We start from the raw sequence: 13,655 nt of genomic DNA, 5'->3' as shown, positions 1-13,655 counted from the left end.
CCCATGGCGCTGCGCCCCGACCTTGCGACTATCGCCGACGCCGTGCCCACCGGCTCGCGCGTCCTCGACGTGGGCTGCGGTGACGGCGAGTTGATGGCGGCGCTGCAGGCCAAGGGCGTCGACTCCCGCGGGCTGGAGATCGACCCCGCCAATGTCACCGCAGCGATCGCGCGTGGCCAGTCGGTGGTTCAGGGCGACGCCAACCGCGACCTCGCCGATTATCCGGGCGGCGCCTTCGACTATGCGATATTGTCGCAGACGCTGCAGACAACCGAGCGCCCCGACCAAGTGGTCGACGAGCTGCTGCGCATCGCGCCGCGCGCCTTCGTCAGCTTTCCCAATTTCGCGCATTGGCGCGTGCGGCTCGCGCTGCTCTGGGGCGGCCGCATGCCGGTTACGCGTTTGCTGCCCGTCGCCTGGTACGAGACCCCGAACATCCACCATGTCACCGTCAGCGATTTTCGCGACCTGCTGCGCGCCAAGGGCATATCGGTCGAAGGCGCCTGGTATCTGTCGGGCGACCGGCCGACGAGCGACGCGGCCGCAAGTTGGCGCGCCGAACATGCAATTTTCCTGATTTCGCGAGCCTGACGACACCTTCTCCCGCATGCGGGAGGGGGAATAAGCTCAGCCCTTTCGAATCCCGTCGGCGATCAGCGCATTGGCGCGGCCAGCGACCTCGGCAATATCCTCGCGCCGGTCCCACACGCCGTAACGCAGCCCCAGAAACACGTTCATCCCCATGATCGCCCAGGCCTCGACCTCGCCGATCCCGTTCCGCAACTCGCCCGCGTCGGCGCCCGCGGAGAGGCGCGCGGCGATGCGATCGGCGGTCGTGGCATAATGGCCGCGAAAGCTGTCGGGGTCGACAAACTCGGCCTCGTCGATGATGCGATAGATTTCCTGATGCTCGCGCGCGAAGTGCAGGAAAGCGGCGAGCGCGCGGCCTTCGGCGTCGATCGCGCCTTGGGCCCCCTCCATCGCGGGGGCGACATGGTCGCGCACCCGCCCCGACATATCAGCGACGAGTGCGCGGAAGATCGCATCCTTCGAATCGAAATAGGTGTAAAAGCTGCCAAGCGCCGTGCCGGCGCGGCGGGTGATGTCGCTGATCGACGCGTCGTGAAAGCCCCGCTCGCCAAATTCGATCGCCGCTGCATCGAGCAATTTGCGCAGTGTACGCCGTCCGCGCTCGGTGCGCGGCGTCTTTTCCGGGTTACCGGCATCTTCTGCTGCTGATCGCGGCTCGTCCATAGCTGCCCCTGCGTCCTTCCCGCTCCGTTCGCCCGCACCGCCATCGTGGCTTTTCCGCACCACTGGCAAGCAAAAAACGTCCGGCGCAACTTCCAAGTTGAAACTTGGTTCACCTTTCATTATTGGACGTGCCGCGGCTTGGCAAGCACCGGGCCCAAAAAGAATGACAAGGGTGGCGAGGGGTCACCCGTCCATTGGGAGACTCTTCATGCGCCCTTTCGCCCGCCAGCTTCGCCGTGCCGTCCTCGCCACGAGCGCGCTTTCCATGCTCGCCTTCGCGCCGGCCGCCGCTTTCGCACAGGACGAAGGCGCGAGCGCCGACGCCGGCGATGAGGACATCATCGTCACCGCGCGCCGCCGCGACGAGCGGCTGATCGACGTGCCGATCGCGGTCACCGCGATTTCAGGCGATGCCCTCGCCGCAGCGGGCGCGATCGACATCACCGACGTTGCCAATATGACGCCGAACACGACGCTCGAAAATTCGCGCGGTACCAACTCGACCCTCACCGCCTTCATCCGCGGCGTCGGCCAACAGGATCCGGTTCCGGGCTTCGAAGCCGGCGTCGGCCTCTATCTCGACGACGTCTATCTCAACCGCCCGCAGGCCGCGGTGCTCGACATCTATGACGTCGAACGCATCGAAGTGCTGCGCGGACCGCAGGGCACGCTCTACGGCCGCAACACCATTGGCGGCGCGGTCAAATATGTGACCCGCGCGCTCAACCCCGACTCACCCGAGCTTCGGATTCGCGGGACTTTTGGTACATACAAACAGGCCGACCTGGTCGTGACCGCAAGCGCGCCGATCAGCGACATCCTGCGCGTCGGCGGATCGGTAGCGCGGCTGTCGCGCGGCGGCTTTGGCGATAATCTGAGCATTGCAGGCCTTGAAAATTACAACAAGGATGTCTGGGCCGGCCGCGGCACTGTCGAACTGGGCGGCAATGGCGCGCCAGTGCTGATCCGTATTTCGGGCGATTATACCCGCGACAAATCGGATCCGCGCAACGGCCACCGCCTGATCCCCGGGCTCATCTCGGGTGCCCCGGTCCTCGACAATGTCTATGACACGCGCGCCGGCCTCAACGACCCCAAGCAGGACATCAAGGCCTATGGCCTGGCGATGAATGTCTCGGCCGAACTGACCGACAATGTCACGCTCCGCTCGATCAGCGCATGGCGCAAGGACACGAGCTTTACTCCGATCGATTTCGACGCGCTTCCGGCGGTCGATGTCGATGTTCCGGCCGTCTATCGCAACGAACAGCTGAGTCAGGAATTTCAGCTGCTCTATGAAAGCGACCGACTGCACGGCCTCGTCGGCTTCTATTATCTCGATGCCAAGGCCGCGACGTCGTTCGACGTATTGCTCGGCCTGACGGGTGCAACATTGCCGCCCATACTCGGTGGACCGTTTCCCGGTTATAACGCCTATACTGCGGGCGACGTGCGGACAAAAACCTGGTCGGTGTTTGGTGACTTCACCTTTGACTTCAACGATCAACTCAGCCTCTCGGTTGGCGGCCGCTATACGAACGACAAGCGCAGCGCCTATGTTTACAAGGCAAGTCTGACCTCGGGCCTGTCTCCCGAATTTGGCGGGAACCCCCATGTCATTCTTGGCCCGCCGCTGGGCAACGGCCTTCCCGTGACCGACTTCCGCGGCGATCGCACATTCAAGGAATTCACACCCCGCGCGTCGCTGAGCTTCAAGCCCGATGCGAATAATATGGTCTATGCATCCTATTCAAAGGGCTTCAAGGGCGGCGGCTTCGACCCGCGCGGTTCGGGAACCTCGGCACCGATCAGCAACCCAGCTACCGGGCGCTCCTATAATGACACCTATAATTTCCTCGCCTTCGACCCGGAGAAGGTCGACAGCTATGAACTCGGCTATAAAGGCTCGCTGTTCGACCGCCGTCTGACACTCAGCCTCGCCGGCTTCTATATGGATTATAAGGATGTGCAGATCCCCGGCTCGGTCGGATGTCTGGTCAACAATATCCAAAGCTTCTGCGGCATCACCACCAACGCGGCGAAAGCGCGGCTTCAGGGGATTGAGGCCGAAGCCAATGCGGTGCTGGCGCGCGATTTTGCAGGCGCGGGCTCGACCTTCCGGTTCAACGGCGCACTCGGCTATGTCGATGCCAAATACAAGCGCTTCATCGGCCCCACCGGCGCCGACGTCGCCGATATCCGCACCTTTCAGAACACGCCGAAATGGACGCTGTCGGGCACGATCGCAGCTGGCATCCCGGCGATGGGCGGCAATGTCGACGCGTCGACCAGTCTGTCGTACCGCAGCCTGACGCATCAGTTCGAGGTACCGATTCCTGCGCTCGATCAGCCGGGCTATATGCTGTGGGACGCCAGCCTTGTCTGGACGGCAGACAGCGGCGATTATTCGATCGGCCTTCACGGCAAGAATCTCACCGACAAGCAATATATCACATCGGGCTATAATTATCAGAACGCCGCCGGTGCCTCGACGCTGGGACGCGAAGGCGTACAAACCGCCTTTTACGGCAACCCGCGCCAGATCTTCGTGACCGGCACGGTGAAGTTCTAGAGACAGGGCCCATTTCTCCGTTCGTGCCGAGCGATGTCGAGACACCCGTCGCGGTGTTTGCCCTTACGGCATCTCGACTTCGCTCGATGCGAACGGGTTTTGATTATCCAGCCAGCGGTGGCGCTCCCGTGGAAGCCACCATCCGCTCACCGTCGATGACGATCGGGCTCGCCAGCCCGTCGACGAATGCGCCATCGGGACGAAAGCGCATCCCGCGCGCCTGAACCTGCGGATTGGCGAACACCCCGGCCAGATCGTTGATCGGGCCCGCAGGGACATCCTCGGCTTCCAGCGCATCCGACAAAGGCTGCGCGTCCCAGCCCGCAATCTTCGCCGCGAGCATCGGAATCAGTTCGCGCCGGTTCGCAAGCCGCGCCGAATTGTTCGCAAAGCGTGCGTCATCGGCCCAGCCGACTTCGCCCAGGATCGTGCACAGCTTGCGAAACTGGCGGTCGTTGCCGACCGCGATCACCAGCTGGCCGTCGGCGGTCGCGAACGCCTGATAGGGCACGACATTGGCGTGGCCATTGCCCATCCGCGCCGGCGATACGCCGCTCGCCAGATAATTGGCCGCCTGATTTGCGAGCACCCCGACCTGACAATCGAGCAGCGCCATGTCGATATGCGCGCCCTTTCCGGTGACGTCACGACGTCTCAAGGCGGCAAGGATCGCGACGGTCGAATACATGCCGGTGAAGACATCTGCATAGGCGATTCCGGCCTTTTGCGGCGCGCCATCGGGCTCACCGGTCAGCGACATCGCGCCCCCCATCGCCTGGATGATGAAATCATAACCCGCGCGGTGTGCGTAGGGTCCGGTCTGCCCGAAACCGGTGATCGAACAGACGATCAGCCGGGGAAATTCGGCGCAAAGCGTCGCCGGATCGAGCCTATATTTGGCGAGCCCGCCCAGCTTGTAATTTTCGATCACCACATCAGCGCCGGCGATCAGTGTGCGGGCCTCGGCCTGGCCTTCGGGGGTCGCAATATCGATCGCGACCCCCGACTTGCCGCGATTGGTGCTGTGATAATAGGCCGCACCCAAATTCGCACCATCGTCATCCGTGATGAAGGGCGGGCCCCAACTGCGTGTGTCGTCGCCGACGCCGGGGCGCTCGATCTTCACCACCTCGGCGCCGAGGTCGGCGAGCAATTGCCCGCACCATGGCCCCGCAAGAACCCGCGCCAGTTCGACGACGCGAATTCCGGCCAGTGGCTTCGGCGCCACCTCAGGCAAAAGCAGCGATGCCGGTGATCGCGCGGCCGAGAATCAGCGCATGAACGTCGTGCGTCCCTTCATAGGTGTTCACCGTCTCGAGGTTCACCGCATGGCGGATCACATGATAGTCGGCTGAAATGCCGTTGCCGCCGTGCATGTCACGCGCGACGCGGGCGATATCGAGCGCCTTGCCGCAATTGTTGCGCTTGAGCAGGCTGATCGCGTCGGGAATGAGACGGCCCTCGTCGATCAACCGGCCGACGCGCAGCGCCGTTTGCAGCCCCAATGCAATTTCGGTGAGCATATTGGCGAGCTTGAGCTGGACGATCTGGTTCGCCGCGAGCGGACGCCCGAACTGCTTGCGGTCGAGCGTATATTGGCGCGACGCCTCATAGCAGAATTCGGCGGCGCCCATCGCGCCCCAGCCGATGCCGTAACGCGCGCGGTTGAGGCAACCGAAGGGGCCCTTGAGCCCCGACACGTCGGGAAGCAGTGCATCTTCGCCGACTTCGACCCCATCCATGACAATCTCGCCAGTGATCGACGCCCGCAACGACACCTTGCCCTCGATTTTCGGCGCCGACAGGCCCTTCATGCCCTTTTCGAGGAGAAAGCCGCGAATCGCGCCATCGTGCGCATCGGACTTCGCCCAGACGACAAAGACGTCGGCGATCGGCGCATTGGTGATCCACATTTTCGCGCCCTTGAGGCGGTAGCCGCCCGCGATCTTCTCGGCGCGCGTCCGCATCCCGCCGGGGTCGCTGCCCGCATCGGGTTCGGTCAGGCCAAAACAGCCGACAAGCTCACCCGACGCGAGGCCGGGCAGGAAACGCTGCTTCTGCTCTTCGCTGCCATAAGCGTTGATCGGGTGCATCACGAGCGAGCTTTGCACCGAACAGGCCGAACGATAGCCCGAATCGACGCGCTCGACTTCCCGCGCAATCAGCCCGTAGCTGACATAATTAAGCCCCGCGCCACCATATTTCGGGTCGATCGTCGCGCCAAGCAGGCCCAGCCCGCCCATTTCGCGCATGATCTCGCGGTCGAAACGCTCATCGAGAAAGGCCGAGGTGACGCGCGGCAGCAATTCGGCTTCGGCGTAGCTGCGCGCGGTATCCCGCACCATCCGCTCTTCTTCGCTGAGCTCGGCATCGAGTTGCAACGGGTCGAACGGGTCGAGCGCCTCGATGCGCTGTTCATCGGCGTGGGCCATATCGGTGAGCTTTCTCTGCAGCGAGCTGCCCTCCCGGGACGCACGCTATGGTGTCGGTTCGGCCTCTTTGCGGGCCATTGCGGCAGCGGGACTGTCGCGCGGCTCCAATATCGCCGCGGTCTCGATCAGGTCAAGCGCGCGCCGCGCTTCATGATAGCGACGGGCATCGATCAGCCAGTCATTCGCAGCGGCTGCGCCCGGCATCGCCTGAACCTCTTCGATCGCCTTGTCGACCTGCCCGCCCGCCAGATAGCGGCGTGCGCGCTCGAGCCGTTCCGACGCGCGCGGCGATTGCGTTCCCGCCGGCCGCACGACGAACAGTTCGGACAATTCACGGCGCAGCCCGGTCCACAGGCTGCCGCTACCCTCGCTCCGCCCGACTAGGTGGGGCGACAGCGCATCGAGTTCGGCGCGCAATTGTTCGAGCGTCACGGGCTCGCGCGAGGTTTCGATGATCGTCTTGACCGCATTGGGCTGATCATCGCCGAAGCGCAGCCGCAGTTGCGCATCGAGATACCCGAGCGACAGCCCGCGATCGAGCGCGCGGCGCACCGCGAACGCGACGAGCAACCCCTCTGCGCGCGAGGCATTGCCCGACGCCGACGCGGCTTCGAGTGTGATGCGCGACAATCTTTCTTCGAGGTCGGCTACCCGCGTCGCGAGCGCATCAGCGCCATCGACCGGCTTGACGACCAGCGGAACCTGTCCGCCAGTTGCCGGATCGTCCGCCAGTACCGCCGCGCCGCTGCCGGACGCATCGGCCACCTTCGTCACCGTCCCGGCATTGCGGTCGGCAAGCCAGCGGTTCATCGCCCAGCCGCCGCCGGCAATTCCGATCAAGAGCAGGATGAAAGCCCCGATGGCGAGAGCGCGAAACGAGAGCCCCCGCCTCGGGGCCACGCCGTCCGCAGGCGAGGACGTGTCGATATTGTCGATTGCCATGTGTCTCTTTCGAACGACCCTATTTTTGGCCCTTGTGGCACAAAGCATACGCCTGTGCCAACAATGCCGCATCGTCGGGGCGCTCGGCAACCCCTGCCGCAGCCCAGCCCGTACCCGCAGCCGCCGCGACCTTGGCGCTGATCGCAGCGAGGCGAAGATGCCCGCGCGAGGCTCCGGCAAGCTCGGCGATCCGCGTCGCACCGCGTACCGAATGCGCGAGCAGCACCGCCGGCGCAGCGATCGTTGCGACCCAGTCAGAAGGCGGCGCAATCGGATCGACCGCATAGCAAGGAAGCGGTACCAGCGTCGCGCCGAGTGGATCGAAAACCGACCGGTCGCGCGCGCAAAGCCATAAAATATTTCGGATATTTCGTGACGTCATAGCGCCAAGAAGGTCTTGCCCATCGGTCGATCCGGTCATTTCGACGCGCACCCCGGCGGTCTCCAATGCTGCCGCGGTCGCTGACCCGACGGCATAGGCAGGCAGCGACGCCAGCCGCGCAAGATCGGGTCCAGCAAGGCGCGCCGCCTGCGCGCTGGTCACCAGCAGCGCGTCAAAATCCATCGTCGCGGGAAGTGTCCAAGGCAGCGGCTTCGCCGCGAACAACGGCATCGGACGCGCGTCGAGCCCCAGCGCTTTTGCCCGCCCGACCGTCGCCGCGCCGCCCGGATCGGGGCGGGTGACGATCAGCGGCAGGCCGACGCTCATGCCGAAAACAGGCGCCGCACCGCTTCGGGCGCCTCGTCGAGCAGGCGATGCGCGAGCGCCTCAGCCTCGCCGGCGCCGGTCACCAGCGTGTGACCCGCAGCATGTTCGGCGCCATCGTCCGAAAAAATCTCGGCATCGAGACGCAGCGATCCGTCGTCGCGAAAAAATGCATAGGCCGCGACCGGCGACCGGCAATCGCCGCTCAGTGCCGCCAGAAACGCCCGCTCTGCCGAAACCGCTGCATGGGTCGGCGCATGGTCTATCGCCGCGATCAGCGCGCGCACATTATTGTCGTCGGACCGGCATTCGATCCCGATAGCCCCCTGCGATGCCGCGGGCAGCAACAGGTCGGCACCCTGGACCGCGCCGATATCGAACATCCCCAGCCGGTCGAGCCCGGCGGCGGCGAGCAGGGTCGCATCGACATCGCCGGCCGCGAGCTTGCCCAGCCGCGTCGCGACATTACCGCGCAGCAGCGTGGTGACGATATCGCGGCGTAGCCGTTTCACCTGCGCCGCGCGGCGCGGGCTGCTCGTCCCCAGCCGCGCACCGAGCGGCAGGTCGGCGATGCTCACAGCATCCACCCCGTCGCGCACCACCAGCCGGTCGCGCGGATCGGCGCGTTCGAGCATCGCGGCGAGCGCGAAGCGCGGGTCGCGGAGTGTTTCGACATCCTTCAGCGAATGGACCGCAATATCGATCGCGCCCGCATCGAGCGCGGCATCGAGCTCGCGCGTCCACAGCGCCTTGCCTCCGACCTCGGCCAGTGCGCGGTCCTGAATCCTGTCGCCGGTCGCGGTCATCGGCACGATTTCGAGCGTGTCAGACGCAATGCCATGCGCCGCGATCAACGCCGCAGCGGCCATATTCGCCTGCGCCAGCGCGAGCGGCGACGCGCGCGTGCCGATGCGCAGCGGGTTTTGAGCAGTAGGAAGGTCAATCATCGGCCTGCTGCTAGCGCGGCTTGCCCTGTCGATAAAGGGGCGCGTAAAGGGAGGCGCAACATTATGACCATCATCCTGGGCCTAGAATCGAGCTGCGACGAAACCGCGGCGGCGCTCGTCGATAGCAATCGGCGCGTCCTCGCGCACCGTGTCGCGGGGCAGGAGGCCGAACATAGCCCCTATGGCGGCGTCGTTCCGGAGATCGCTGCGCGCGCGCACGTCGACCGGCTTGCCCCGATTGTCGAGGGTGTGCTCAAGGACGCCGGCCTCGCTTTGGCCGATGTCGATGCGATCGCTGCAACCGCCGGTCCCGGCCTGATCGGCGGCGTCATGGTCGGGCTCGTCACCGGAAAGGCGCTCGCGCATGCCGCGAACAAGCCGCTGATCGCGGTGAATCATCTCGAAGGCCATGCGCTGTCGCCGCGGCTGGTCGCGCCCGAGCTGCAATTTCCTTATCTGCTGCTGCTTGTCTCGGGCGGCCATTGCCAGCTGCTGCTCGTCAAGGGCGTTGGCGACTACCGCCGCCTTGCCACCACGATCGACGATGCCGCGGGCGAGGCGTTCGACAAGACCGCGAAGCTGCTCGGGCTCGGCTATCCCGGCGGCCCCGCGGTCGAGCGCATCGCACAGCAGGGCGACCCGCGCGCCGTGCCGTTGCCGCGCCCCCTCGTCGGCAGCGCCGAACCCCATTTCTCCTTCGCCGGACTCAAAAGTGCGGTCGCGCGCGCATCGGCGTCGGGCATGCACAGCGTCCCCGACCTCGCCGCCTCGTTCCAGCAGGCGGTCGTCGACTGCCTCGTCGATCGCAGCCGCATCGCGCTGACCGCCTGCCCCGAAGCCAAGGCCTTCGTCGTCGCGGGCGGGGTCGCCGCCAATGGCGCGATTCGCGGTGCGCTCACCGAACTCGCCGCGCGTTTCGACAAGCCCTTCGTCGCCCCGCCCTTGTGGCTGTGCACCGACAATGGCGCGATGATCGCCTGGGCGGGCGCCGAGCGTTTCACCGCGGGGCTCACCGATCCGCTGTCGGTCGCGGCGCGCCCGCGCTGGCCGCTCGACCCCGAAGCCGAAGCCGTGCGCGGCGCCGGAGTGAAAGCATGACGTCACACTATTCGCGCTTCGGCGTCGTCGGCGGCGGTGCATGGGGCACCGCGCTCGCGCAATTGCTCGCCGCCGAGGGAGCCCCCGTCCGCCTTTGGGCGCGCGAACAAGAGGTCGTCGCGGCGATCAACGCCGAACATCGCAATCCCCTGTTCCTGCCGAACAGCGCGCTCTCGCCGTCGTTGAACGCGACCGCTGACCTTGCCGACCTCGCGCCATGCGACGCGTTGCTCATCGTCGTCCCCGTCCCCTATTTGCGCGCCGTCCTCGCCGAGCTTCCCGCGGGCGACGCGCCGCTGATCTTCTGCAGCAAGGGGATGGAGGCGGGCAGCTTCGCCTTCCCGATCGACATCGCGCGCGACCTGACGCCATCGCGGCCGCACGCCGTGCTGTCGGGCCCGACCTTCGCACATGAAGTCGCCGCCGGGCTGCCGACCGCGATCACGCTGGCCGCCGCCGACCCCGATATCGCCGCCGCGATCGCCGGCTCGCTCGCGCGGCCGCATTTCCGTCCCTATGTTTCGACCGACGTCATCGGCGCCGAGATCGGCGGCGCGGTCAAAAATATCCTCGCAATCGCCTGCGGCATCGTCGACGGCGCCGGGCTCGGGCTCAACGCGCGCGCCGCGCTGATCAGCCGTGGTTTCGCCGAAATGACGCGCTTTGGCCTCTCGCGCGGGGCGCAGGCCGAAACCCTCGCCGGGCTCGCCGGGCTCGGCGATCTCGTCCTCACCTGCACCTCGTCCAGTTCGCGCAACTTCGCGCTCGGCCAGGGACTGGGGCGCGGTCAAGCCGCCGAAACGCTTATGGCCGATCGCCGCACCGTCGCCGAGGGCGCGTTCAGCGCGCCGGTTGTCGCCGCCGCCGCGCGTGCCGACGGCATCGACATGCCGATCACCGACGCCGTCGCACGCCTCGTCGCCGGCGAAACAAGCGTGTCCGACGCCGTTCAGGCGCTGCTCAGCCGTCCGCTGCGACCCGAGGGCCGGTGACGATGTACATTCAATTGCCTGCCTCCGCCTGCCGGGCTAGACTGCGCCTCCGGGAGCAGCAGCAGGGGCGCAGGGCTTGAGCCAAACGGACAGCGCAGCCGCGCCCTCATCACCCGACGCCCCGCCGCGCGATGCCGACACCGCGGCGCTGGCGAAGGGCGGACGCACCAATTTCTTCGGATTCATCCTGCGCCTCGTCGCTCGCCTGCCCTTTCTCTATGTCGCCGGCCGCTGGTACGGACCAGAAGCCGTCGGGCGCTTCGCCTTTGCCGTGCTCGTCATCGAACTCGTCGCGCAGCTCGCAACGCTGGGCCTCAAACGCGGCCTCGCCGAACAGCTGAGCGCCCCCGGCGCCGATCACCGGACCGTCGTGTGGGACGGCATTTTCGTCGCTTTCCTTGCTTCGGCGTTCGGGTCGCTGATCCTCTTCTTCCTGCCGCAGCTCATGTATCCAGCGGGCGGGATCGACAGCACCGACCGCTGGATGGCTTTCCTTGTCTTTGCCATCGCCGGTACCGAGGTTGCGCTCGCCGCCTGCGCCTATCGCTTCGACATCGGCGCGACCGTGCGTGCGCGCGCGATCGTCGAACCGTGGGTGATCAGCATCGCCGCCGCCGGATTCTGGTTCGTGTCGGTCCGTGACGGGCTGATGCTCTCCTATGCCGCCGCGATGGTCGGCGCTTTCCTGACCGCGCTATGGCCGATGATCCGTCATTATGGCGGCCCCGGTGTATGGCGACCGCACCCCGCGCATCTGATAGCGGTGGCGCGGCGCAACGCCCCGCTCGCCGCCGCCGATGCAATCGAATGGGGGACGCGCCGGCTCGACCTGTTCATCCTCGGCCAGTTCACTTCGCCGACGATCTACGGCATTTATTATATGGCACAGCAGGTCGCCTCGCTGCCGCAAAAGCTCAAGACGAGCTTCGAGCCAATCCTGGGGCCCGTCATCACCCGCAACCTCGCAGAAAACCGCCTGGGCGCTGTCGCCGCACAGGTGAGTCAGGTCGGCTTCTGGATCATCGCCGCGCAAACCGGCGTCGCGCTTGCGCTCGGCATTCCGGGCGAAGCGGTGATGGGCCTCGTCGGCCCCGAATTCGTCAGCGGCACCGCTGCTCTCGCCTTCCTGCTCGCCGCCGAAGTCGTCGCGGCGACCGCGGTCGTCAGCGAAGCGGCGCTCGTCTATGTCGCGCGCCATCGCAATCTGCTGATCAGCCTCGCGACGCTCGCGCTGCAGGCGATTTTCAGCGTTGCGCTGATCCTGATCGCCAAATCGATGGGGTGGCCGCCGATCACCTATGCCGCGGCGGTCGCGCTGGCGCTGATGCTCGCGCTCGGCTTCGCTTCGGTCACCAAGGCGTGGCTACTCGGCCGCCTGCTCGGCACCCCGGTCAACAGCCTGCGCTGGGCGCTCGTCTGGGCAACCGCGGGCGCAGCGGTGCTCGGCTGGGGGGCGACCCAGCTTCCCGAATGGGCCGAACTGCTGATCGGCGTTCCGGTCATCCTCGGCATCTATGCCTGGCTGATCTGGACCCGCGGTTTCGGCCCCGCCGACCGCGCCTTGTTCAAGAAACATCCTGAAGAGGCGGCGGCGGAGTAGCAGGTCATCCCGGCTATCGCCGGGATGACTATAAAATCTTATCCCAGCCGCGCGGCAATCTTCGCCTTCAGGTCGGTCTGCGCCCGCGGGCCGACTTGCGCGATAATCTCGCGCGCGCACACCGCGCCCATCGTCAGGCAATCGGTCATCGAGCGTCCCTGGGCGTGCCCCGACAGGAAACCCGCAGCGAACAAATCGCCAGCACCGGTGGTGTCGACAACCTCGTCGATCGGCTCGGCGCCGACTTCGGTCCGCTCGCCGCCGCTCAGTGCAATCGCGCCATGCGCGCCGCGCGTCACGACGAGCAGCGGCACCTGCGCCGCGACACTCGCCACGGCGGCTTCGAAATCATCGCTTTCGGCGAGCGCGCAAATCTCGACCTCGTTCGCGAACAGGATGTCGAACAGCCCCTCGGCGATCAGCGCGCGGAAATCGGCGCCGTGGCGGTCGATGATGAAGGCGTCAGACAAGGTGAAGGCGACCTTGCGCCCCGCTGCGCGCGACACATCGATCGCACGGCGCATCGCTGCGCGCGACAGTTCGGGATCCCACAAATAGCCCTCGAGATAGAGGATTTCCGAATCGGCGATCCACGCCTCGTCGATCATCGCCTGTTCGAGCAGGTGGCTTGCGCCGAGGAAGGTGTTCATCGTCCGCTGCCCGTCGGGGGTGACGAGGATCAGGCAGCGCGCGGTCGGCGCGCCTTCGGCCAGCGGGGGGGTTTCATAGGCGACGCCCAGTGCGCGCAAATCGTGGGAGAAGACATGGCCGAGCTGGTCGTCGGCGACCTGCCCGATGAAGCTGCAGCGCTGACCAAGCACCGCCATGCCCGCGAGGGTGTTCGCCGCCGAACCGCCCGACATTTCGATCGCCGGTCCCATCGCACCATAAAGCCGTTCGGCCTCTTCGGCGTCGATCAGCCGCATCGACCCTTTGGTCAGGCCTTCGGATGTGATGAGCGCATCGTCGGCGCGGGCGATGACGTCGACGATCGCATTGCCGATGGCAACAACGTCGAAACGGGCGGTGGAGGCCATGAAAATTCCTGTCGATGATGGAAAAGATTGCGCGCGGCTTTAGGGATGGCGGCGCATCAAGGCAAGCGCGGCGCT

The 13,655-nt window shown here is 66.0% G+C and carries 12 protein-coding genes; 5 read left to right on the top strand and 7 right to left on the bottom strand.

Features of this window, described 5'->3' with window-relative positions:
- Window positions 1-3: 3 nt before the first annotated feature.
- Window positions 4-591: a methionine biosynthesis protein MetW gene (metW, locus tag AC1RRJ_RS15720; protein ID WP_493124318.1), complete on the top strand. Its 588-nt coding sequence runs from the start codon at window positions 4-6 to the stop codon at window positions 589-591.
- A 36-nt stretch (window positions 592-627) separates the two neighbouring features.
- Here metW and AC1RRJ_RS15715 read toward each other — a convergent pair whose 3' ends face one another.
- Entirely contained in the window at window positions 628-1,254 is a 627-nt protein-coding gene (locus AC1RRJ_RS15715) for a TetR/AcrR family transcriptional regulator (RefSeq protein WP_493124949.1), read from the bottom strand.
- Window positions 1,255-1,462: 208 nt separating this feature from the next.
- Here AC1RRJ_RS15715 and AC1RRJ_RS15710 point away from each other — a divergent pair, with 208 nt between their 5' ends.
- Window positions 1,463-3,826 (top strand): TonB-dependent receptor, encoded by a 2,364-nt coding sequence (locus AC1RRJ_RS15710; RefSeq protein WP_493124316.1) that lies wholly within the window; start codon window positions 1,463-1,465, stop codon window positions 3,824-3,826.
- Window positions 3,827-3,929: 103 nt separating this feature from the next.
- Here AC1RRJ_RS15710 and AC1RRJ_RS15705 read toward each other — a convergent pair whose 3' ends face one another.
- Genes AC1RRJ_RS15705 through hemC form a run of 5 tightly spaced genes read right to left on the bottom strand, consistent with a single transcriptional unit; the run spans window position 3,930 to window position 8,853 of the window.
- On the bottom strand, window positions 3,930-5,054 hold the full coding sequence (locus AC1RRJ_RS15705; protein ID WP_493124314.1) for a CaiB/BaiF CoA transferase family protein: 1,125 nt from the start codon (window positions 5,052-5,054) through the stop codon (window positions 3,930-3,932).
- Between the two features lies 1 nt (window position 5,055).
- Entirely contained in the window at window positions 5,056-6,258 is a 1,203-nt protein-coding gene (locus AC1RRJ_RS15700) for an acyl-CoA dehydrogenase (protein ID WP_493124312.1), read from the bottom strand.
- A gap of 45 nt (window positions 6,259-6,303) precedes the next feature.
- A complete protein-coding gene (locus AC1RRJ_RS15695; protein WP_493124310.1) occupies window positions 6,304-7,200 on the bottom strand; it encodes a mitofilin family membrane protein in 897 nt (298 codons plus the stop codon).
- 19 nt (window positions 7,201-7,219) lie between these two features.
- On the bottom strand, window positions 7,220-7,909 hold the full coding sequence (locus tag AC1RRJ_RS15690) for a uroporphyrinogen-III synthase (RefSeq protein ID WP_493124308.1): 690 nt from the start codon (window positions 7,907-7,909) through the stop codon (window positions 7,220-7,222).
- Window positions 7,906-8,853 (bottom strand): hydroxymethylbilane synthase, encoded by a 948-nt coding sequence (gene hemC, locus AC1RRJ_RS15685; protein ID WP_493124306.1) that lies wholly within the window; start codon window positions 8,851-8,853, stop codon window positions 7,906-7,908. Before hemC ends, AC1RRJ_RS15690 begins: the two co-directional genes overlap by 4 nt.
- 63 nt (window positions 8,854-8,916) lie before the next feature.
- On the opposite strand from hemC, the gene tsaD reads away from it, so the two are divergent.
- The 3 genes from tsaD to AC1RRJ_RS15670 all read left to right on the top strand — a co-directional run bounded on the left by tsaD (window position 8,917) and on the right by AC1RRJ_RS15670 (window position 12,543).
- Entirely contained in the window at window positions 8,917-9,951 is a 1,035-nt protein-coding gene (gene tsaD, locus AC1RRJ_RS15680; protein ID WP_493124304.1) for a tRNA (adenosine(37)-N6)-threonylcarbamoyltransferase complex transferase subunit TsaD, read from the top strand.
- On the top strand, window positions 9,948-10,943 hold the full coding sequence (locus AC1RRJ_RS15675; protein ID WP_493124302.1) for an NAD(P)H-dependent glycerol-3-phosphate dehydrogenase: 996 nt from the start codon (window positions 9,948-9,950) through the stop codon (window positions 10,941-10,943). Before tsaD ends, AC1RRJ_RS15675 begins: the two co-directional genes overlap by 4 nt.
- A gap of 76 nt (window positions 10,944-11,019) precedes the next feature.
- Window positions 11,020-12,543, top strand: a complete 1,524-nt coding sequence (locus AC1RRJ_RS15670; RefSeq protein ID WP_493124300.1) for a lipopolysaccharide biosynthesis protein — start codon at window positions 11,020-11,022, stop codon at window positions 12,541-12,543.
- 38 nt (window positions 12,544-12,581) lie between these two features.
- Here the strand turns inward: AC1RRJ_RS15670 and AC1RRJ_RS15665 are convergent, their stop codons facing one another.
- Window positions 12,582-13,580 (bottom strand): adenosine kinase, encoded by a 999-nt coding sequence (locus AC1RRJ_RS15665; protein WP_493124298.1) that lies wholly within the window; start codon window positions 13,578-13,580, stop codon window positions 12,582-12,584.
- Between the last annotated feature and the right edge of the window lie 75 nt (window positions 13,581-13,655).

Source organism: Sphingopyxis sp. GW821-FHT12C06, from assembly GCF_058807415.1.
This window is presented reverse-complemented; position numbering and strand designations above follow the sequence as displayed.

What these genes read in the sequence shown, in the direction of transcription:
- tsaD (WP_493124304.1), top strand. Translation starts at nt 8,917, where the DNA reads ATGACCATCATCCTGGGCCTAGAATCGAGCTGCGACGAAACCGCGGCG.
- AC1RRJ_RS15710 (WP_493124316.1), top strand. Translation starts at nt 1,463, where the DNA reads ATGCGCCCTTTCGCCCGCCAGCTTCGCCGTGCCGTCCTCGCCACGAGC.
- hemC (WP_493124306.1), bottom strand. Translation starts at nt 8,853, where the DNA reads ATGATTGACCTTCCTACTGCTCAAAACCCGCTGCGCATCGGCACGCGC.
- AC1RRJ_RS15675 (WP_493124302.1), top strand. Translation starts at nt 9,948, where the DNA reads ATGACGTCACACTATTCGCGCTTCGGCGTCGTCGGCGGCGGTGCATGG.
- AC1RRJ_RS15700 (WP_493124312.1), bottom strand. Translation starts at nt 6,258, where the DNA reads ATGGCCCACGCCGATGAACAGCGCATCGAGGCGCTCGACCCGTTCGAC.
- AC1RRJ_RS15695 (WP_493124310.1), bottom strand. Translation starts at nt 7,200, where the DNA reads ATGGCAATCGACAATATCGACACGTCCTCGCCTGCGGACGGCGTGGCC.
- AC1RRJ_RS15665 (WP_493124298.1), bottom strand. Translation starts at nt 13,580, where the DNA reads ATGGCCTCCACCGCCCGTTTCGACGTTGTTGCCATCGGCAATGCGATC.
- AC1RRJ_RS15690 (WP_493124308.1), bottom strand. Translation starts at nt 7,909, where the DNA reads ATGAGCGTCGGCCTGCCGCTGATCGTCACCCGCCCCGATCCGGGCGGC.
- metW (WP_493124318.1), top strand. Translation starts at nt 4, where the DNA reads ATGGCGCTGCGCCCCGACCTTGCGACTATCGCCGACGCCGTGCCCACC.
- AC1RRJ_RS15715 (WP_493124949.1), bottom strand. Translation starts at nt 1,254, where the DNA reads ATGGACGAGCCGCGATCAGCAGCAGAAGATGCCGGTAACCCGGAAAAG.